Raw genomic sequence first — 20,678 nt, forward strand, 5'->3', positions numbered from 1 at the left:
TATCCAATGACAGTTTTTTATAATATCAAGGTGGAGGGATTTTTTAGTGATTGAGCGTACATTAAGTACGTGATTGAGCTAAAAAATTCTGACAACGCCAAGATTATGAAAAAATGGCGTTGTAGAATAGTTTTTAAAGAGCTTTTGCAGTAATTCTTGATAATCTTTGAGCAAAAGCTACAGTATCTGTGATTTCCATACCTTCACTTAGTTTTGCTTGGTCTAATAAAATCCAAGAAACATCTTCAATTGTTGATTCATCTGTACAACCATTTAATTTTTTTACGATTTCATGGTCTGGATTGATTTCTAAGATTGGAGCTGATTCTGGCATAGCTTGTCCCATTTGTCTAAACATATGAGCCATCGCTGCCATTTGTGCATCTGCTGCATCTTTTGTTACACAAGATGGTGACTCAGAAAGTCTTGAAGTAACTTTTACATCTTTTACTGCACTTCCTAATTTATCTTTGATTTTTGCAAGAATATCTTGAAATTTTTCTTCAACTTCTTTTTTCTCTTCTTCAGATTGCTCTATTTTTGGAGGCTCGCAAGCTGTAATATCTTTAAATTCCCACTCTTTATATGCACCAATTGCAGGAGTTATAATCTCATCTATTTCTTTATCATCTAGAATTAAAACTTCAATATCATTTTTCTTATATGACTCTAAAAGTGGAGAATTTTTTAATACTTTTTCATTTTCTCCAATGATGTAATAGATAGCTTTTTGCTCAGTATTTGCTCTTTGCTTATAATCTTCTAATGAAGTCATTTTTCCAGTTTCTGTTTTTGTTGATTTGTATCTTAATAGTTCTAAAATCGCTTCTTTATTTGTATAGTCTTGATATACACCCTCTTTTAAAGGTCTGATATATTGAGCTACAAATTCTGCATATTTTTCTTCATCTTTAGATAATTTTTTGATTTCACCAAGGATTTTTTTAACACTTCCTTGTTTGATATTTGCTAAGATTCTATTTTCTTGTAAAATCTCTCTACTTACGTTTAGTGGTAAATCTTCACTATCAATAATACCTCTTACAAATCTTAAATATGTTGGTAAAAGTTCTTTTTCATCATCTGTGATAAATACTCTTTTAACATATAGTTTAACTCCACTTTGGAAATCTGCTCTATACATATCCATTGGTGCAGTTTTTGGAATATAAAATAGTGTTGTATATTCGTTTACACCTTCAGTTTTTGTATGAATTGTAAGCATTGGATCTGAACTATCATGAGAAATTGATTTATAAAAATCATTATAATCTTGCTCAGTTAATTTAGCTTTTGGTTGCATCCAAAGAGCTGTTGCTGCATTGATTTGTTCATGTTTTCTTTCAGTTTTTTTCTCTGCTTCTTTTCCAGCTTTTTTATCTTCTTCACTTTGCTCAACAGTTACTTCTTCATTGTAGTTTAAGAAAATTGGATAAGCGATATGATTTGAGTATTTTTCAACAATATTTTTGATTCTATATTTACTTGCAAACTCGTCTGCTTCTTCATCTTTTAATTTGATGTAAATAACTGTTCCACTATCACCTTTTACACATTCACCTAAATCAAATTCACCACTACCGTTTGATGACCATTTATAAGCTTTATCTTCTCCAGCTTTTTTAGTAATTACATCAACATTTGATGCAACCATAAATACTGAATAAAATCCAACTCCAAATTGACCAATTAAGTTTGAATCTTTTTTAGCATCACCTGTTAAATTATCAATAAATGATTTTGTTCCAGATTTAGCAATAGTACCAATTGAAGCGATTAAATCTTCATCGTTCATACCAACACCATTGTCTGAAATAGTTAAAGATTTATCTTTTTCATCAAAAGAGATATTAATCTCACCTTTCCACTGCGCATATTTGTCTTTTAAATTTTCATCTGTTAATCTTAAATAGTTTAATTTATCAATAGCATCACTTGCATTTGATACAAGTTCTCTTATAAAAATCTCTTTATTTGAGTATAAAGAGTGTGTCATTAAATGTAATAATTGTCCTACTTCTGTTTGAAATTGATGTTTTGCCATACTAATTTCTCCTATAAAATTTTTAATTTTTAAAAGATAATTTTATCGCAACTTTATAAAAGTTAGCTAAAGTTTTTCTTAAATTTAGCACTTTTTATATCTGAGTGCCAAATAATAATATTTTTAGTTTTTTTATTATATTATTCGCTAAATTTTTAAAGGAGACAAACTATTATGAGTTTATCAAAGAAATTAGTTGCAGAATTTATAGGTACTTTTTGGTTAGTACTTGGTGGTTGCGGAAGTGCTGTTTTAGCAGCAGCTTTTCCAGAACTTGGTATTGGATTTACAGGGGTTGCATTAGCATTTGGACTTACAGTTTTAACTATGGCTTATGCAATAGGACATATTTCAGGTTGTCATTTAAATCCTGCTGTTTCATTTGGATTGTGGACAGGAGGAAGGTTTCCAACAGCTGAACTTATTCCTTATATTATTGCACAAGTTTTAGGAGGAATTGCTGGAGCATTGATTTTATATCTTATTGCTTCTGGAAAAGTTGGTTTTGATGTAACAGCTGGTTTTGCTTCAAATGGTTATGAAGAACATTCACCAAATGGATATAGTTTAACTGCTGCATTGATTTGTGAAATTGTGATGACATTTATGTTTTTAATAATAATTTTAGGTTCTACAGATAAAAGAGCTCCAGCTGGTTTTGCACCAATTGCTATTGGACTTGGACTTACTTTAATTCATCTTATTTCAATTCCAGTTACAAATACTTCTGTAAATCCTGCAAGAAGTACAGCTGTTGCACTATTTCAAGGAAGTTGGGCAATCGAGCAATTATGGTTATTTTGGGTAGCTCCTATTATTGGTGCTATTATTGCAGGTATTATATATAAATTCTTCGAAACAAAAGAAAACTAAAAATTCATCCCTAAAATGGGGATGAATTTTATTTTTTTATCCACTTCTTAAACTTTTCTCTTCACTTTATAAGTTATAATACTCACTTAAATTTATTACAAGAAAGATTTATTATGACAAAAGAACAATTTTTAAACGACTTACAAAAAATATATGATTTTTTAAATGACCAAAAAACAAAAACAAATGAACTAATAAAATTTTTAGAAAATAAAGAGTTTGATAAACTAACACTTATTGATGATTTTGGAAAATCTTTAAATCTTGAAATGAAAGATGATTTGAGATTTGCACTTGTTACAAGACTTGTAAATTTAAGGGATGATAGTTTAGTTCAAGTTCTAAAAAAACTTGAAAAAAATGAGAAAGAAATCATCTCTTTACAAGAGAAAGCTTATCAATTTGTAAAAGAGTATTGGCACGATATTCATACAAAATTTATTGATTTTATAGTTGAAAACAAACTTTTAACTCCCTTTTATAGGGAAGTATTTATTGGAGTTTATAACGTAGGACTTCAAATGAGCGCATGGCAAACTTCTTGGACAGCTCATATTATAAATGGAATAAATAAAGAGTTAGTTGCCAAATTTGAAGGTGATGAAGCAAAGATTATGAAATATCTTGAAGATGAAAAACTTTTTGATTTAGGACATGGAGGAATTACTGCTGATAGATGTTATTCAGCTTTAGTAAAAGATGGTGACAAATACAAATCTCAAGCATATATAAAAGCTTTCAAAAAAGAGACAACTGAAGTTGTAGATGCACTTGAAGAGTTTGCTGATAAACTAATCGAACTTGAAGATGAAATCTATAACCAAAAATGGGATTATGTTTTATATATTCAAGCTCTTATCAAAGCATTTAGTGAAGATAGAACAAATGAATTAGTTTCAAAATGGGCAGATGTTGATAGAGCTTGGATGAAAATAAAAACTCCAATTCAAATTGGACATCCACTTGAATATTATGAAGACCACTTTAGAAAAGCCGTTGCACTTGAATGGGATATTAGACTTACAAATCCAAAATTTGCGCAAAATGACCATAGAGTAAATAAAATAAAATCAGCGTTTTCAAAAATCTTTAATAGTTTTGAAACAAATGAAAGTTACAAAAAAATCTATGATTTTTCTTTCAAATCATTGGATAAAGTTCAACTTTATGTGGGACGACCAGCACTGTTTTTTGGTGCAGAGTTCAATGGACTGTTTTCAGCACAAGTTGTACCAAATGATGAAGTTGTATCTTTAGAAGAAGGTAAAAAAATCTTTGCATTTAGTGATGAGATTTTACAAACAAGCAGGGCTAAACCATTTTTAAAACTAAGTCGAGAAATATTTGGGCAAGAATTACTAACAAGAGATAGAATGTTCTTATTTAATGAAACAACATCTTGGCATCAAGTTTATGATATAAGTACAGTTGGACATGAATATGGACATATTTTATGGTGTGATGATGAAACTGAATCAGTTATGAATAAAACTGGAAACTTTAAAAACATTGAAGAGTTTAAAGCAACAACAGGTGGATTAATCTCTTATTTACTTGATGTTGATACTGACGAGTTACACTTAAAAGAGCAAGTTTTAATAGACCTTGTAAAAAGAAGTGTTGGGCTTATTGGTTGGATGGAAGTTGATGAAGTTCAACCATATTATTGTGAAGGATTAATTCACTTAAGTGGACTTTTTGATAGTGGTGTTTTATCTTGGGATAATGAAAATAAAAAGTTAAATATAGATATAAATGATGCAAAATTTGAAACTTTAAAAGCTTGGTATATAAAAAACTATACAGCTTTAGCAAAACACTATTTAGACAAAAAAGATGCTACACAATTTTTAAATAACTATGCAACAAAAAAAGAGAAATATTTTATGCCAAATGATGAAACTATAAATTCATTTGTAAAATATTATTTCAAAAGATACCAAGAAATTGGTCAAGAATTAGATACTTTCGATAAAAAAGAGAACTATATAAAATGAAGGTAAATCCAAAGATTTGCCCATTTTGTAAAAAAGAGAACCTTTGTGAAGCACATATAGTAAACAATAACTGCTGGTGCAACACAATAGAAATTCCAAAAGAGTTAAGAACTTTAATCCCAAAAGAGTTACAAATGAAAGCTTGTATTTGTAAAAATTGTATTTTAGCTTTTAAAGAGAACAAAGATAAATTTATCAAAGAATTAGCTACTATTTAGCTAATTCTTATTTTACAAAAACTACCTCATCTAACTCTACACAATAAGCACAAAGTTTTCCATAACTTTTATCAGCATAACAACAACCCGTATCTACATCTATGAAATGTATGACCAAAAATATTAAAAATTGGAACATCCACTTTTGGTTCTTTTATATTCCATAAAGCACAGTCTTCTATAATATCTTGTTTTTTTTCATCATCTTTTAAATCCCAAACATCTGCCATTGAAGCATGTGAAATTACAATTGGTTTGTTGTTTTTTTTAGCTTCTAACTCTATATATAAAGGTAATGTTTTAAACCAAGCTACATCAGATAATAATCTTTGAAATTTTTGTTTATCTTCAATACAAAGCAACTACCTCTTTTGATTTTTCCCCTCTATCAACTTATGAAAGCAAATATTTTTATAAGAACTTAACATCAAAAGAATATTTCCTCTATAATCAAAAGCAATTAAATGCAATTTTTCATAACTATTTAATTCATTTACTTGCATTTTAATTCCTAAAATTTTTTATTTAATACTTGGACTTATACTTTTCCAATCTTCTCTTAATGTTTTTACTAAAGTAAACTTATCTTTTGGATTTGCTATTTCACCATATTCATAAGGAGTTACTACAACTAAACCACCTTTTAATAGACTTGTAAAAGTATTTGATTCAATTTTAGAACCACTAAAAATAGAGAATTTCATCTCAAAACCACTTATGTCATAAAATTCTGAATTTTTTCTAATAAGTTTTGTATATTTATCATAAATCAAACAATCAACTACAACTTTAGAACCATCTTCACTTAAGTCAATTTTACTTACTTTTCCTATTTGTACATTTTTATAATAAACTGGTGCATCAACATTCACGCTTGATGCTGTTAAATCTTCCACTTTAAATACTGTTCCAAATTGTGATTTTTCAACTGAAGGTTGAGTTTCTAGTCCAACAAATTTTGTTTGTCTATTTAAACTTTCACTTTTAATAACTCCAATATTTACAGCCATTACTGTTGAACCTGCATTTGCAATCTCTTGTAAAGAAATTCTAGGTTTTTTTAAATAATAAACTGTTCCCTCTTTTGTAAAAGATGAATAATCATCATAAATCAAAGCTTGAACTTCAACTTTTTGTTTTTCATTTAGTGAAATTTTTTTAACTTTCCCTACATTTACACCTTTATAAGTTAGTTGTGAAAAGTTTTCTTGAAGACCTTCAACATCATCAAAAACTATAGTTACACTATTTATAGCTTTATTCATTTCATCTTCAGAAGCAAAGATTTGATATTTACTCAAAGTTGTAGTTGAAGAGTTATCTAAATGAATAGAACCATCAATCAAAGATGAAAAATTATCAACTTCAAATATCACACCTGATAAACTAGCTTTAAAATTTACAATTCCTTGTTTGAAAAACCTACTTTTATCTGTTATATATTTTTTATAAGGTGAATAAATAAATAGATTAACTTTTGATTTTTTATCATCAAATTTTATATCTTTAACAAAACCTATTTCTTGATTTTTATAAACTATTGCCATATCTTGTTTTATTTCAAAGCTATTATCAAAATCTGCTTCAATAGTAAATCCACTATTATAAAATCTTTTAAGTCTTTCCACATCTTTAAAAGAGCTATAAAGTTTAAACTCTTTTTTTGTAAGTTTTTCATCACTTCTTTTTTCAGCAATTAACCCAATAGCTCCATTTAACAACGGCTCTATTCCACTATAATTTACATTTAAATTTAAGCTTTTCATCTCTACAAGTTTTGAACTCATATCATAAAAAAGATTATGATCATTTATCAAATCTTTGTACTTATCATCAATAAAAATAGTAATTTTTACATTTTTCAAATCAGGTGTTAAAACATAACTATCAACTCTTCCTATTTCTATATTTTTATAATAAACCTTTGATTTTTCCGATATAGAATTCAAACTTTCACTTAAAAGTTCTACTTTTACACTACTACTAATCTTGTTTAAATCTTTTTTATTTATTGCAATAAAATTATTTGAGAAATCTCCTTTTTTATACTCTAAAGAGATAAAATTTCCTTTTACAATATTTCCTAAATTTTTCACTCCATCAAAAGAAATAGTTGGTTCTTCTACAAAAAATTTAGTTTTATTTGTTAATAAATATTTATACTCTTCATATACAAAAGCTTTTGTATTTAAAATATTTTTATTAAGATTAACTTCTAAAATTTTTCCTATTTCAATACCTTTAAAAATAATTGGCGTATTCTCTTCAATTCCATTTACATCAGAAAAGCTTATATTAAAATACTCTTTATTTTTCAAATCATCTTCTTTTCCATATAAAAGACAAACCTCATCTTTTGAGATTTTTTGTGCATCTTTATTTGGAGTAACTACAGTAACACCACCTACAAGAGCAGAATATAATGAACCTAATTCGATATTTAATCCACTTGCTCCATATTTTACTTTTAAAGCTTCATTTATTACAAATTTTGAACTTTTATTTACTAAATAATTAAATTTATCATAGATATAAGCTGTGAAATATACTTTTTCAAAAACAAACTCTTTTGCCGTTATTTCACCAATTTGGAATTTATTATAAAATATTGGAGTTCCAACTTCTATGTTACTTTTATCATTTGCAATTAAAGAAATATAATATCCATTATCATCAAATTCATCATTTGGTTGAGAATCCAATCCCTCAAAATAGCTTTTATATGCACCTTTTGCATACTCTTCTTGAGTTTTAAATTTGGGAGAAAGTTCGATTTTATATCCACTAATAAGTGTATTTAATCCTGATACTTTTGTTAAAGAAACTGTAGGTTTTTTTATCCAAAAGTCTGAACCTTCACTTGCTACATATCTTGCAACATCATTATTTACTAAAATATTAACTTTTACGCTTTTTAAATCTTCATGCATAGAAATTTTTGTAACTTTTCCAAGTTGCAAACCTTTGTATTCCAAAGGTGTAACATTTTCTTTTAAACCTTCTGCACTTTTAAAAACAACAGTTATATTTGTACCTTTTTTCATATAAGATTCATAAGCAATCCAACCTAAAATTCCAAGAACTATTAAAGGTAAAATCCAAACAAAAGAGATAGATTTTTTCTCTTCAATTTTAGCTTTATAAACAACTGGTTCTTTTTGTTCTTCTTTTATCAAATCATTACTCATCCCAAATAATCCTTGTATCAAATCTATTTGCTGCAATCATTGTTAAAATCACCATTAAAGCAAAAGATGTAGCAGCAATTCCACCTTTTATATTAAAAATCTCATCAAGTTGTACAATTGAAGCTAAAATTGCCACAACATAAATATCAATCATAGACCATTTTCCAATTGCTTCTATAAATTTGTATATTAAATTTTTTGTTTTATTTTCCATTTTTACATTTATTTTTAAAGATATAAATATAAAAAGCAAACCTATAAGTTTTATCATAGGAATAGCAACACTAGCTGTAAATATAACTATTGCGATAAAATAACTCTCCATATCTAAAAAACTAATAACACCTTCAAGTATGGTACTTTCCATATTTACACCAAGCTTTGTAACTTCCATAATAGGATAAAGCATTGCTGGAATATATAATAAAATTGCGCATATAATTAAAGCTAAAGATACTTGTAAAGAGTTTTTAATTCTTCTTGTAACTTTATGTTTACATCTAGTACAAACAAATTCATCATAATTTTCTTTTTCATAGACTTTATGACAATTTTTACAAGAGATTAAAACCATCTATTCTCCAAATACACTTTTACCTTCAAATTTTTTATTTGACATATAAAAACAAAAAACATAAGCTAACATTACATAAAATCCTATGTCAAATTTTGTTGAACTTACCATTCCTATTAATTTTATATATGTAACTATAATGCTTACTATAAAAACCTCTATAAAACCCCAATGTTTAAAAAAATGAAAACTATCATGTAATAATGTTTTAGTAAAAAGTTTTATTTTTGTCTTAGCTTGAATAAAAGCAAATATTATTATTAATGAGTTCAAGATTGGTGCTAAAATAATAGTAAAAAAAACTATCAGTGCCACAAAAAAGAAGTTTTGTTCAAGTAAAATAGAAACTGTTCCAATTAAAGTTGCTTTTAATTCATTTTCATTAATATTCAAAGTTATTATTGGATAGATATTTAAAATTCCAAATAATAACAAAGATGAAATTGCATAATACAAAGAATCATTTGAGTGTTTTTTATGGATTTCTAATTTACTATTACATCTTGGACATCGTTGATTTATATCTGATTTTGCTTCTTTTTTTACAAATAGCCCACAACTATAACACTCTATTATAGAGTTCAAATCTTTACGCATCAAAATCCTAAATTTTTAATCTTGATATTTTATCATTAGTAAACTTTTTTTAATTGTAAAACTATTTAAAATCAAATATATTGTATTATATTAATCGCTTTAAGCGAATATTATTATTTTTTTAAAGGTTAATAAAATGCAATTTACTATAACTCAAGCACAGATTGGCTCTCGACCACCTGTTGTAAAACCTGACCCTAAAGTTTTAGAATTTTTAGGTGAAGATGGAATGAGAAAATTAATATCAGATCATTATGATTTGCTAAGAGTTAGTGATATAAAAGGATTATTTCCTCCAACAGATGAAGGATTTGCGTTAGCAAAACAACATTCTGCTGATTTTTTTATTCAAATTTGTGGAGGAGTTGATTATTTCAATCAAAATAGAGGAGCACCTATGATGGTTGGACGTCACCAACCTTTTAAAATAACTCCTGAAGCTAGAAAAATTTGGCTTGAATCTTATATCATAATTCTAAATAAACTTGATATGCCAGAAAATTTAAAACAATCTTTTTGGAATTATCTAGATATTTTTTCAATTTGGATGATAAATACACCTTCTGAAAATTAAGAAAATGGTTACTTACCATTTTCTTAATTAATAACTATTTTTGTCCTATTTTATATACTATTTTTATAAATTAATAATATTTTTTATCTCTAATTTTGTATAAAATAGTCAAATTTTGTGGTACCATAATAAATATATTTTTCAGGACTCATAATGAATAAAACTTTCAAAAACTATATTTTCTCTCGACAAATTATTTTAGTATCAGCTATATTTTTACTATGTTTTATCTTCAGTACTTATTTACATACAAGTCTTACAAAAGATGAAGCTTTAAATCACTCAAAAGCTATATCAAATCAAATTTTTTCTTCTATGTACCAAGTAATGAGAAAAGGATGGAGTAGAGATGATGTGATGATGTTTACAAAATCTTTAGAAGATAATTTTCAAAGTAGTAATTATGAGATAAATATTTACAGAGGGGATAAAGTAAAACAACTTTTTGGAGAAATTGAAGAAAAAGCAAAAGATGCAACATTAGTAGATGTTTTAAATGGAAAAATTGATAAATTAGATAGTTTTAACAATAACATAGTTAGAAATATTTTACCTTTAAAAGCAACTCAAGATTGTAAATCATGTCATGTAAATAGTCAAGTTGGCGATGTTTTAGGAGTTTTAGAAGTAAAACAAAATCTTAATTCAATATTTTTAGAATCAAAATACCAATTTATAGCATTTTTCTTAATAATAATCCCAATATTCTATATACTTGCATTTATCTCTTCAAGATATACAACTAAAAAAATCACAGATAATTTAGATTTATTCAATGAAAAAGTTGAAAATATAAACTCTATTCAAGATTTTAAAGAATTTGATTCAAAAAATATTGATTTATATTTTAAAGAGTTTAATCAAATTATCAATAATATTGATTTTATGGCAGAAAGATTAAAAATAATAGCTGTTGATAAAGAATTGCTTGAATTTGAAATAAAACTTCTAGATAAATTTATTATCACTTCTGATGTGGTAAAAGATTGGCGAGAATATATTTGTGATTTATTAATTGAGATTAATAAAATCATGGAAACATATACTTTAATGACTATTTTTAGAGTTGGTGAAGATCAATTTGAAGTAGATATTTTCTGGCTAGGAATTCCTGATAATTATCAAAAAGAAATGTTTGATAAATATATCAACAAAACTGTAAAAGAAGCTGAATATTTCAAAGAAATGACTGATTTTACTATAAAACATATAGTTGCAGATAATAATAGATGTTTAAGTGAATTAAAAGAAGATAGTGTTGAATATAGAACAAAATCTCTATTTTTAGATACTCCAAAAATTGGAGGAATTGTAGGTATAGGTTTACAATCTGTATTTTCAAATGACCCAGTAAGATATATAGTAATTGACTCTATTTTAACAACTATGGCAAACTTAGTAGGTTCAGTTAAAGCTATTCATAAATATACACAAGATTTAGAATATTATGCTGCACGTGATCCACTTACAGATTTATTTAATCAAAGAGTATTCAATGATATGATGGCATATGAAATTAAACGTGCTGAGAAACACGATTATCCATTTGCTTTAATGGTTATTGATTGTGATAATTTTAAACCAATAAATGATAACTTTGGTCATGCATTTGGAGATAAATTTTTACAAACTATTGCCGATATTTTAGAAGAAGAAAAAAGACCTGAAGATATAGTTGCTAGATATGGAGGAGATGAATTTACTATTATTCTTCCTGAATGTGATGAAAATGGTGCATTAACTGTTGCAAATAGAATCTCTAAAAAAATTGAAGAAGAAAAACTTCTAGCTCCTGATGGCACAAAAGTAGGAATAACTATTTCTATTGGAATTTCAGTATATCCAACACATAGTTTATCGCAAAAAGATATGTTTGTAATTGCTGATTCTATGATGTATCAAGCAAAAGAAGAAGGTAAAAATTCTATAAAAATACCAAGTCAAAATGATATATCAAATATCTTAAAACAAAAACAAGAGAAATCATCACTTCTAATCAAAGCCATAGAAAATGACCAAATAGAAGCCTATTTCCAACCAATAAAACCATCTTCATCAAATAATGATTTAGTAATACATGAACTTTTAATGAGAATACATCAAGATGGAAAAGTTGTATCTGCTTTTGAATTTATTGAAATTGCAGAAGCAAGAGGTTTAATCAATACAATGGATTTAATGGTAATAGAAAAAGCCTTTAGAAAAATTCAAGAGATAGGATATGAAGGAATTTTATTTATAAATTTATCTCCAAAATCTTTAATTATGGGTGATTTTATAAATAAAATAAATGGTTTTGTAAAAAAATATAATATAAAAAAAGAGAAAATTGTATTTGAAATAACTGAACGTGAAACTGTAAAAAACTTCTCATTACTTGAGAAATTTGTTCATAATCTAAAATCTGAAGGTTATAAGTTTGCTATTGATGATTTTGGTTCAGGATTTTCTTCATTTCACTATATCAAAAAATTCCCTATTGATTATGTAAAAATTGACGGTGATTTTATAGTAAATATAGATAAAGATATAAAAGATAAAGCATTTGTAAATAGTATAGTTACACTTGCAAAAGAACTAAAAATTCAAGTTATTGCTGAGTTTGTAGAAAATGAAGAAATTGTTATAGTTTTAAATGAATTAGAAATAGATTATTATCAGGGTTATCATATAGGAAAACCATCTTCAAACTTTGTCTCTTTACAATAAAGAGACTTAGTTACCAATAGCAAGTGCATAAAAAATCATTGTTTGTTCTTCTAAAAATTCACAAACTTCATCATCATAATAAGCCCCTATTCCACTACATCCTATCTCTAAATAGTTTGATGCAAGATATAATCTATGTCCAATTACTCCAGCTTTTTGATAGGCTTCTTGATAATTTTGGCTTTTTGAAGCTAAGAAAAATGTAACTGCACTTGATTTTCCTAAATCTTGCTCCAAACATAAATAACCAGCTTTTAGTGAAAAATCTCCATTTTTTATAAGTTTTCCATTTTTATAAAGCCCTATTTCTAAACCTTCAACTCTATTTATAATATAAAAAATATCAACTTGCTCATCACAATCACTTGTAATTGCTTGATTTACAACATTCATTATTGATTCAAATTGAATTTTTGAAATACTTTGTTTTGTAAACTCTCTTATTGATCTTCTATTAAAAATCGTATCTTGAAATCTTTGTTTTTGAAAATTGAAAATTGCTCTATTTTCTTGGTTTCTTCTATTTCTTACGTTCAAAGTATCATCATAAGCTTTTTCAATTAATTCATTTTTTACAAAAAATGAGAGTTTCCCTTCATCATATGAACTTCCATCAAGAGTTGGAAGAATCAAAGAAAATTCATCTTTTTTATCATCTTTTTTTATTCCAACCAAACAAATAGATGTAAAAAACTCTTTTTCATCAAAAGAAAAAAATTCATTTAATTTTTGTTTTGGAAAATCATATAAAATCTCAAACTCTTTATCAAACAAATAAGAACTAGCTTCAATACTTCCTATTAAATGTCCAGCATCAAGTAAACAATATCTAAATGCTCTATTTTTATATTTCCAAGAAGACCTAAAATATAAAGAAGAGATAAAAAATACAAAACCATCTATACTAAAATCCAAACCTAAAAGATTTTCTATTCCTTCATTTGTTTTAATTGTTTGTAATAAAACAACACTTGAACTAGATACTTCAAGATGATAAATTCCATCTTCAAAACCTTCTATATTTCTTACTTGAAAATATACTTCATTAGGATAAAGTGCTCCTGCACTTGGATTTACTCTTAGATAATATTCAATTCCCGGATATGTTTTTTTTGCAGTAATTCCAGAAATCAAATATAAAAAATTATAATTTGAATTTTTAGAATCTAAATGAATGCGTTTATAACTATCTGCATAGTTTTTGAATCTATTGGGAGGATTATTCCAATCAACTTGATTTGAATTAGTTCTAACTGATAAATAAGAGTGCTTTGTATTTTGGTGGTATTGATTTAAAGAGACTAACATATCAAAAGTTCAACCATTAATAGTTGAACTTTATAGCAAGATTTGAAGTGTCATAATCATAATCATTTGTTGAATATCTCATATTTGTAGTTTTATAACTACCTTCTATTGCTACATGTTCTGTTATTTTATACTCTAAAGAACCACCATAACCAAGACCAGTTGCTGAACTATCATCATAATATTGATAAACACCTGTTCCTATTGCAAAAGCTGTTAAATTATTAAATATTTCATATCCAGCTCGTAAATCTAAATCAACTGTTGTAACTTCTTTTCCACTTGTTACATTTCCATAATAAGCACTATTTCCAAATCCTAAAATTATTCCATTATTTAAAGTTGTATTTGCTGTATATCCTAAACCATATTGAGTATAAGTTTCTCCATCAAGTTTTGCAGATGTTGCACCTACTGATATTTTTGTATCAAAATCATTTGCATTTAATAAAGTAATAAAACTAGCTAATAATGAAATAGCTACATACCTTTTTTTCATTCTTTTTTCCTTTTTTATTTTTTATGAAAATTTCAGCAGTATATATCATCATAACTTAAAAATTTAAAAGCTAAAAAAAAGAGCTAGAATTTCTAGCTCTTAATATTGAGATTTATTATTTTGTAGTAGAAATACCCGGTTGTTCATTTGTACCAACATAATCACTTGGTGCAGAAGTTGCTTTGAAATAAGCTATTAATCCCCCAACAACTAAACAAAGAATAATCACTAATCTAACTGTATTTCTTTTTTGTTTTGATTCATTTCCATTATAATCATCAATTTTATTTAAACTTGGTTCACCATTATTTAATTTACTCATAATAACTCCTTTATTAAATTTTCAATAAGTATACCTAATAAAAACTTTATATACTAATCATAAGTAAGACTTATATTAAAGAGACCATTAGTTGATTAACAGTTATTGCAATATCTTTTATATCTTTATTTTCTTTAGTCATAAAAATATCTAAATGATCTCTAATTTTATAAAACTTATCTTTTTCATTAGTTATAAAATTTGTAAAAGCTATATCTGGTGCTTCATTTACTCTTTGAAATTCCAATATTTTTTTTGTGTAATGCACAACAATATATTCAATAAATTGTAATATCTGATTTCTTAAAGCCATATCAGTTGAATTTATAATTTTAACTCTATTTAATTCTACTATTATTTCTAAAATATTAAATTCATGGATTAATGAATAAAATAAAACAATAACATCTTTAAATGAATGGGGAGTATTTTCTTTTATAATAATTGCAGCAATAGCAAATCTTAGATAATCAATCACACTATAAAATTTATTAAATTCATCATCATTTTGTATTAGAATTTCTACTTTTTGTTTGTGAACCTCAGATAATAGTGCAAAAAGTTCAGCTTTATGGTCTAAAATATGAACTGAATCTAACTGATTTTTTTGAAGATATTTAACCATCCATTTTGTACTTGCATACAAAATATATTCTAATTTATTTATTAGTTTATATTGTTGTTCTACACTCATTTTTGTATCTTGAGCATAAATTTTTTCTCTTATTTCTTTTGAACCAAAAAGTAATTTTACAACTAAATATGATTTTATTTTTAATAAAAATTTCTCATTTCCAAGTTTTGCATAATCTGAAAGAAAAGTAATACCTTGATGATTTATCACAATATCAGCCATCATTGTTGCAATTATCTCTCTTTTTAGAGGATGATTTGCTATTTGTTGTTCATAAGCTCCTACAAATGATTGAGGGAAATATCTAAATAAATATTGTAAAGAAAACTGTTCATCAACTAAAGTTGAATCAAGTATGATTTTTTTGATAAAAATTTTACTATATGATAAAAGAGAACCTAAAACTGGTCTTACAATAGAACCATTTATATCTATAATATCACTTAAATTTTCATTTTTAGGTATGTAAAAATCTCTTCTATTAAAGGCTTCTACATTATTTTCTAAAACTTCTATAGATTTTATATAATCATTTGGATATTTTCTTGAAAATTGTTCATCTATTGAGATTACACAAGCTTGGTCATAATTACTTTTTAAAACAAGTTGAACCACTTGTTCTGTTAAAGAATGAAGTGTTTCATTTGCTTGTTTTTCATTTAATATCCCTTGATTTTTTATGATATTTAATAAAATTTTTAAATTTACTTCATGGTCAGATGTATTAACACCACCTGCGTTATCAATTGCATCTTGATTAATTCTTCCACCATTTAAAGCATATTCAATTCTTGCTTTTTGTGTAAATCCTAAATTTCCACCTTCACATACAATTTTTGCTTTTAAATCACAGGCATCTACTCTTACAGCTTCATTTTGTTTATCACCCAAATCAAGATTATTTTCATCACTTGCTTTTACATAAGTTCCAACTCCTCCATTAAAAAGTAAATCAACATCTAAAGTTAAAAGTTTTTTACACAACTCTTCCCCAGAAATTGTTTTTCTTGTACATTTTATAAGTTTTTGTATTTCTGATGTTAGTTCAATTTGTTTATCGCTTCTTTTGAATACTCCACCACCTTTTGAAATCAAAGATAAATCATAATTTGCCCAACCACCATCACGAGATTCAAAAAGTCTTTTTCTCTCTTTATATGCAAGTTCAATATTTGGATTTGGATCAATAAAAATTTCTTTTTGTGAAATTGCTCCAACAAGTTTGAAGTTTTCTGATTCCATCATTCCATTTCCAAAAACATCACCACTCATAGAACCAATCCCAACAACACTTATTTCATCTTTATGAATATCAATGCCCTCTTCTATAAAAAATCTATTCGTTGAAACCATTGCACCTCGTGCAGTAATTCCTAAATCTTTATGTCCAAAACCATTACTTCCACCACTTGCAAAGGCATCACCTAACCAAAATTTTCTTTGTTTTGCTATTTCATTTGCAACATCACTCATAGCAGCAGTTCCTTTATCAGCTGCAACTACAAAATAAGCGTCATCTTCATCATAACAAACAACATTTGGATTCTTTACAATTTTTCCGTCTATCATATTATCAACTAAATCAAGATTTGCATTTATAAACAGTGAATAAATTTGAGTAAAATACTCTTTTGAAATTTCACTTGAATCTTTATTTATTACAAATCCACCCTTAGCTCCATCAGGAATAATAATAGAGTTTTTTCCTTCTTGAGTAATCATAAGAGATTTTATTTCTTGTCGATAGTCATCATGTCTATCTGACCATCGAAGTCCTCCTCTTGAAACCTTCGTCATTCGTAGATGTATTCCATAAAAATCTCTATGATATATAAAATTTTCTATATTTGGTTGTAATCCTTTTAAATCTTTTGCAAAAGTTTTTGTATCAATTTTAAAAGCTAATGTCTCTTTATCTAAAAAATAGTTTGTTCTTAAAAGTGCTTTTAAAAATGAAACCATGATATTTAAAATTCTATCATCTAAAATTTGTGGTACAAGTTTTATTTTATCTTTAATTTTAGTTTCAATTTCTTCAAGAAGTTTTTCTTTACTTTTTATTTTTGGATCAAATTTACTCAAAAAATACTCCACAAAAAGTGCTGTAATTTCATGATGAAGTGTAAGAGTATTTAAAATTGCAGCTGTATTTATAGTCAAAACTGCTTGCCCTATATACTCTATAAATGCTCTTAAAATATTTATTTTTTTCAAATTTAGATTTTCTTCATATACTAAAGAAAAAGCTTTTGAGTGTTTTACTGTCGAATCTTGTAAGGTATAAGTTATAATATCTTCAATATTATTTTTTGCAATTTCAATTTTTTGTAAATCTGGATTAAAAAGATTAAATCTTGAAATATAAATCATCTCTTTTTTATTCATAACATTATAAGTCACTTCATCGATTATTTCAAAACCAATATTATGTAAAAGAGGTGTTATATGAGATAAAAAAAGTTGCTCTTTAGAGAAAATCTTTATATATTTCAAACCTTTGTTATCTAAAATTTTAGTTACTATTTTATCTTTTAAAACTTTTTGAAAAAGTTCTTCTTCTACTATCAAATCATCAGATGTTAAAATTTGTGAACAAATTGCATTTATATCGTGTGTAGTCATATATTCAAGTCCTTAAAGAAGATTTTATATATGATACTACCTTTTATATCTTAAATATCTATTAAAAAATAATTATTAAATTCATATGATTATGCTGTGATTTTTGTAACTTTTGCTTTTAATAATATTTGTAAATCTTTGGGTTTAACTTCTATATCAAGTCCTCTTTTTCCACCACTTACAAAAACTGTATCAAAACTATTTACACTATCATCTAAAACTGTTCTTAGTTGTTTTTTTTGCCCTAGAGGGGAAATTCCTCCAAGTAAATAACCTGTAATTTTTTGTGCTTCATCTTTATTTGCCATTACGGCTTTTTTAACATCAAAAGCAGTTGCTACTTCTTTTAAACTCAATTGATTTGCTACAGGTAATACACAAACTACTAACTCTTTTGGTGTTAATTCAACAAGTAAAGTTTTATAAACTTGTAAGGCATTTAATCCTAATTTTTCTACAGCTTCTTCTCCAAAATTTGTACATTCTGGGTCATGGTCATATTTGTGTATTTTAAAATCACATTTGTTTTTTTTAAGTAAATTAATAGCTGGCGTCATAAACAAAAAACTCCTCTTTTACAAACTCTTCACCATTTATCAATAAAGAAATAAAATGTTTTCCTTCATAGTGTTTTCTTGTTGTCATATTTTTAAAATTCTGTTTTTTTATAAAGATTTTAGAAAATGATTTTATCTCATTTTGACTTATCATAAAAATTTTTCTATTATGAGTTTTATTTGATTTTAAATAATCAATTGCATATTCAACTCTAATATTTCCAATATTTTTATTTGAATTTAATTCAAAAGAAAAAGTCAAATCTTCTCCTAATTTTACCTTTTTATCATAACAAAAATTTGTGATATTAATATGATTTACTTTTTCTAAGCCAAATAATTTCAAAATTTTTTCATCACCAATTTTAAGTAAAGTTCTACTTGCATGTTTACAAATCCAATCAAGTTCTTTTGAAACTCCTAGATTATTTTTCACAAAATCTATCACCAAATCTGGATTATCTTTTGAAATATCATTTAGATTATTTGCTACAGATTTTTGAACATATTTAGAAGAATCATTTTTTAGAAGTTCTATTATTTCCAAAACTTTTGTAGGATTTTTTTTGAATTTTGGCAAAGCAACTGCCCAAGGAAGTCTTGGACGACACCCTTCACTAGCTAATCTTCTTAGATGTTCATTTTGTGATTTTACCCAAATTTTCATTTGCTCCATAGTTTCATCTTCATATTTCAAAATAAACTGTCTTATTGCAAACTCACTACTTGAATTTATAGTAAAAATTTCTAAAGCTTTTAATGACTCTGTTAAATCATCAAGACCAAAAACCTCAACAAAATCTTGAAAAACCATAGCTTCAAGTCCACCAAAATCCTCTTTTACTTTTTTTAATATTTCAAGTTGTTCTTTATAAGATAAAGGTAAAAAAGTATTTAAGTTTAAAGAGATATGTCTCATCCTTGCTTTTAATTCTAAATCTTGCCAAGTATTATCAAAAATAGAGTTTATAAACTTTTCTTTTTCAAATTTTGCGTAGGTTAAAAATAGTTTATTTGCTAATTTATCAATAAACTCTTTTGAATATAAATTTTTTAATTGTTCTGCCATTTTTTTCCTAATTTAATTTTTTTATTAATTCATCAATATCTAAATTCATCTTTGAAAGAGCGAACCATTTTTTACCCAAATCTTTAAGACTTGCTCCTATGTGATAAATCTCTTTTTTATCAATTATCAAAAATCTATCGTGGGAATTTTGGAAAATTTTTAGTGTGATATTATCATATTGTTTTGAATACTTTTCAAAATCTAGTTTTAATTGTTTTGAGATAGTGTTTGTATAAATTATAAAATCAATATTTTGATATTTTGAAAATAAAGTTAATACAGTATCATCTACATAGTTATCTATCAAAATCACTTCATTATTGGCTATTTTTAATAAATCATTTATAAAAGAGTATGAATCATATATTTGTCCATCATAAAAAATTCCTTGATTAGTTTCTAGTTTATTATCTTTTATTTTAGATTTTATAACATTTACATCGTTTTCTAACAATAGTAATCTTTGTTCTGTTATTTTATGATGATTTATCACATAGCCATCATTTATATAATCTTTAAGTATTGTTGTAGCCCATTTTCTAAATTTTGTTGCTTTTTTAGAATTTACTCTATATCCAACAGAAATTATTACATCGAGATTATAAAAATTTATCTTTCTTAATTTTCCATCTTTTGCAACCTGTTCCAAAATGGAACAAGTTGAATTTTGTTCTAATTCTTCATCCTTGTAAATATTTCCAATATGTTTCACAATAGCTGGTCTATTTACATTAAAAATATATGCAATTTCATCTGCACTTAACCAAACTGTTTGATTATTTACAGAAACTTTGAGTTCTAACTCACCATCAGAATAAACTACTAGATTTGATATATCACTCATAATATTACCTTTTGGAAATAATTGATTTTGAACTATATCATAAAAGATA

At 26.0% G+C, this 20,678-nt stretch carries 18 protein-coding genes; 5 read left to right on the forward strand and 13 right to left on the reverse strand.

All coding sequences use genetic code 11. The features are described 5' to 3' along the window. Positions 1-133: 133 nt before the first annotated feature. Positions 134-2,044, reverse strand: a complete 1,911-nt coding sequence (gene htpG, locus ADFLV_RS10415; RefSeq protein WP_129011167.1) for a molecular chaperone HtpG — start codon at positions 2,042-2,044, stop codon at positions 134-136. Between the two features lie 174 nt (positions 2,045-2,218). Here htpG and aqpZ point away from each other — a divergent pair, with 174 nt between their 5' ends. The 3 genes from aqpZ to ADFLV_RS10430 all read left to right on the forward strand — a co-directional run bounded on the left by aqpZ (position 2,219) and on the right by ADFLV_RS10430 (position 5,132). Continuing rightward, positions 2,219-2,917, forward strand: coding sequence for an aquaporin Z (gene aqpZ, locus ADFLV_RS10420; protein WP_129011168.1), 699 nt, complete (start codon positions 2,219-2,221; stop codon positions 2,915-2,917). Between the two features lie 113 nt (positions 2,918-3,030). Further along, positions 3,031-4,914 (forward strand): invasion protein CiaB, encoded by a 1,884-nt coding sequence (gene ciaB / locus ADFLV_RS10425; protein WP_129011169.1) that lies wholly within the window; start codon positions 3,031-3,033, stop codon positions 4,912-4,914. Continuing rightward, complete coding sequence (locus ADFLV_RS10430) at positions 4,911-5,132, forward strand: cysteine-rich CWC family protein (RefSeq protein ID WP_129011170.1); 222 nt, start codon at positions 4,911-4,913, stop codon at positions 5,130-5,132. Before ciaB ends, ADFLV_RS10430 begins: the two co-directional genes overlap by 4 nt. A gap of 71 nt (positions 5,133-5,203) precedes the next feature. On the opposite strand, the gene ADFLV_RS10435 is transcribed toward ADFLV_RS10430, so the two are convergent. From ADFLV_RS10435 to ADFLV_RS10455, 5 genes are read right to left on the reverse strand one after another with little or no spacing between them, the layout of a single operon-like run. After that, positions 5,204-5,494 (reverse strand): hypothetical protein, encoded by a 291-nt coding sequence (locus tag ADFLV_RS10435; RefSeq protein WP_129011171.1) that lies wholly within the window; start codon positions 5,492-5,494, stop codon positions 5,204-5,206. Then, the gene (locus ADFLV_RS10440; RefSeq protein WP_164968504.1) at positions 5,495-5,635 is read right to left on the reverse strand and encodes a hypothetical protein; all 141 of its coding nucleotides are present in this window, start codon (positions 5,633-5,635) and stop codon (positions 5,495-5,497) included. 18 nt (positions 5,636-5,653) lie between these two features. Continuing rightward, positions 5,654-8,320: an MlaD family protein gene (locus ADFLV_RS10445; RefSeq protein WP_129011172.1), complete on the reverse strand. Its 2,667-nt coding sequence runs from the start codon at positions 8,318-8,320 to the stop codon at positions 5,654-5,656. Continuing rightward, positions 8,313-8,894: a paraquat-inducible protein A gene (locus tag ADFLV_RS10450; protein WP_129011173.1), complete on the reverse strand. Its 582-nt coding sequence runs from the start codon at positions 8,892-8,894 to the stop codon at positions 8,313-8,315. Before ADFLV_RS10450 ends, ADFLV_RS10445 begins: the two co-directional genes overlap by 8 nt. After that, positions 8,895-9,491: a paraquat-inducible protein A gene (locus ADFLV_RS10455; RefSeq protein ID WP_129011174.1), complete on the reverse strand. Its 597-nt coding sequence runs from the start codon at positions 9,489-9,491 to the stop codon at positions 8,895-8,897. Between the two features lie 136 nt (positions 9,492-9,627). Here ADFLV_RS10455 and ADFLV_RS10460 point away from each other — a divergent pair, with 136 nt between their 5' ends. Together ADFLV_RS10460 and ADFLV_RS10465 are read left to right on the forward strand one after the other, a co-directional pair. Next, positions 9,628-10,065 carry a globin domain-containing protein gene (locus tag ADFLV_RS10460; protein ID WP_014474743.1) on the forward strand — a complete coding sequence of 146 codons (438 nt, stop codon included), beginning with the start codon at positions 9,628-9,630 and terminating at the stop codon, positions 10,063-10,065. A 153-nt stretch (positions 10,066-10,218) separates the two neighbouring features. Next, on the forward strand, positions 10,219-12,774 hold the full coding sequence (locus ADFLV_RS10465; RefSeq protein WP_014474744.1) for a putative bifunctional diguanylate cyclase/phosphodiesterase: 2,556 nt from the start codon (positions 10,219-10,221) through the stop codon (positions 12,772-12,774). Positions 12,775-12,780: 6 nt separating this feature from the next. On the opposite strand, the gene ADFLV_RS10470 is transcribed toward ADFLV_RS10465, so the two are convergent. The 7 genes from ADFLV_RS10470 to rhuM form a co-directional block, all read right to left on the reverse strand. After that, the gene (locus ADFLV_RS10470) at positions 12,781-14,082 is read right to left on the reverse strand and encodes a SagB family peptide dehydrogenase (protein WP_129011175.1); all 1,302 of its coding nucleotides are present in this window, start codon (positions 14,080-14,082) and stop codon (positions 12,781-12,783) included. A gap of 16 nt (positions 14,083-14,098) precedes the next feature. Then, positions 14,099-14,581 (reverse strand): outer membrane beta-barrel protein, encoded by a 483-nt coding sequence (locus ADFLV_RS10475; RefSeq protein WP_129011176.1) that lies wholly within the window; start codon positions 14,579-14,581, stop codon positions 14,099-14,101. Positions 14,582-14,696: 115 nt separating this feature from the next. Next, entirely contained in the window at positions 14,697-14,903 is a 207-nt protein-coding gene (locus ADFLV_RS10480; protein WP_014474747.1) for a hypothetical protein, read from the reverse strand. A gap of 70 nt (positions 14,904-14,973) precedes the next feature. Further along, positions 14,974-18,159, reverse strand: coding sequence for an NAD-glutamate dehydrogenase domain-containing protein (locus tag ADFLV_RS10485; RefSeq protein WP_129011177.1), 3,186 nt, complete (start codon positions 18,157-18,159; stop codon positions 14,974-14,976). 89 nt (positions 18,160-18,248) lie between these two features. After that, entirely contained in the window at positions 18,249-18,716 is a 468-nt protein-coding gene (gene ybaK / locus ADFLV_RS10490) for a Cys-tRNA(Pro) deacylase (RefSeq protein WP_014474749.1), read from the reverse strand. Then, a complete protein-coding gene (locus tag ADFLV_RS10495) occupies positions 18,700-19,785 on the reverse strand; it encodes a DNA alkylation repair protein (protein ID WP_129011178.1) in 1,086 nt (361 codons plus the stop codon). Before ADFLV_RS10495 ends, ybaK begins: the two co-directional genes overlap by 17 nt. A gap of 7 nt (positions 19,786-19,792) precedes the next feature. Further along, positions 19,793-20,629, reverse strand: a complete 837-nt coding sequence (gene rhuM / locus ADFLV_RS10500; protein WP_129011179.1) for a RhuM family protein — start codon at positions 20,627-20,629, stop codon at positions 19,793-19,795. Positions 20,630-20,678: the final 49 nt, after the last annotated feature.

It is taken from the genome of Arcobacter defluvii (assembly GCF_013201725.1).
In the GTDB taxonomy this organism is placed as follows: domain Bacteria; phylum Campylobacterota; class Campylobacteria; order Campylobacterales; family Arcobacteraceae; genus Aliarcobacter; species Aliarcobacter defluvii.